Genomic DNA, 1348 nt, shown 5'->3' on the forward strand with positions numbered 1-1348 from the left:
TGGTTGAGGGTGATGGTGAAGGTCGGATTGGCGTTTTCAAACACAGGACCGTTGCCAGCGATGCTGACTGTCACGGTGTCGGTGGTGTCGTTGATCTGCACCACGCCCGGTTCTTTGCTCAGTTGCAGGTCTTCGAAGGCCTGATCCTTCACGGTTGCGCTGTCGATGGTGACGCTCAGCGGGCCGCCGTCTTTGTAGACGTCATCGCCCTGGATTGGCGCGGTGTAAATCGCCGAAGTATCACCGGCTTTGACGGTGACGGTGCCACCGTTGCTGAGTTTGACGGTCAGATCGTCCTTCAACGCCTGGTTGAGGGTGATGGTGAAGGTCGGATTGGCGTTTTCGAATACGTCGCCGTTACCGGCGATGCTGACGGTCACAGTGTCGGTGGTGTCATTGATCTGTACGACACCTGGTTCTTTGCTCAGTTGCAGGTCTTCGAAGACCTGATCCTTCACGGTTGCGCTGTCGATGGTAACGCTCAGCGGACCGCCGTCTTTGTAGACGTCGTCGCCTTGAACTGGGGCGGTATAGATCGCGCTGGTTTCGCCAGCTTTAACGGTGACGGTGCCACCGTTGCTGAGTTTGACGGTCAGATCGTCCTTCAACGCCTGGTTGAGGGTGATGGTGAAGGTTGGATTGGCGTTCTCAAACACAGGACCGTTGCCAGCGATGCTGACGGTCACGGTGTCGGTGGTGTCGTTGATCTGCACCACGCCTGGTTCTTTGCTCAGTTGCAGGTCTTCGAAGACCTGATCCTTCACGGTTGCGCTGTCGATGGTGACGCTCAGCGGACCGCCGTCTTTGTAGACGTCGTCGCCCTGGATTGGCGCGGTGTAAATCGCGCTGGTATCACCGGCTTTGACGGTGACGGTGCCACCGTTGCTGAGTTTGACGGTGAGGTCATCCTTCAACGCTTGGTTGAGGGTGATGGTGAAGGTTGGGTTGGCGTTTTCGAATACGTCGCCGTTGCCTTTGATGCTCACGGTGACGGTATCTGTGGTGTCGTTGATCTGCACCACGCCTGGCTCTTTGCTCAGTTGCAGGTCTTCGAAGACCTTGCCTGGCACGCTCGCGTCGGTGACGGTCAGGCTCAGCGGGCCGCCATCTTTGTAGACGTCATCGCCCTGGATTGGCGCGGTGTAGATCGCGCTGGTCTGGCCGGCCTTGATGGTGACAGTGCCGTGATCGCCGCTCAGCCTGACGACCAGGTCATCCTTCAACACCTGGTTGATGCTGACGGTGAAGGTCGGATTGGCGTTTTCGAACACTGGACCGTTGCCAGCGATGCTGACGGTCACGGTGTCGGTGGTGTCGTTGATCTGTACGACACCTGGTTCTTTGCTCA

At 57.8% G+C, this 1348-nt stretch carries 1 protein-coding gene; it reads right to left on the reverse strand.

Annotation, left to right across the window (positions count from 1 at the left end; genetic code table 11):
• Window positions 1-1348: immunoglobulin-like domain-containing protein (locus NR126_RS28305; RefSeq protein ID WP_256832469.1), on the reverse strand; the 1348-nt coding region annotated here is incomplete at both ends.

This window comes from Pseudomonas sp. Pse1 (assembly GCF_024519635.1).
In the GTDB taxonomy this organism is placed as follows: domain Bacteria; phylum Pseudomonadota; class Gammaproteobacteria; order Pseudomonadales; family Pseudomonadaceae; genus Aquipseudomonas.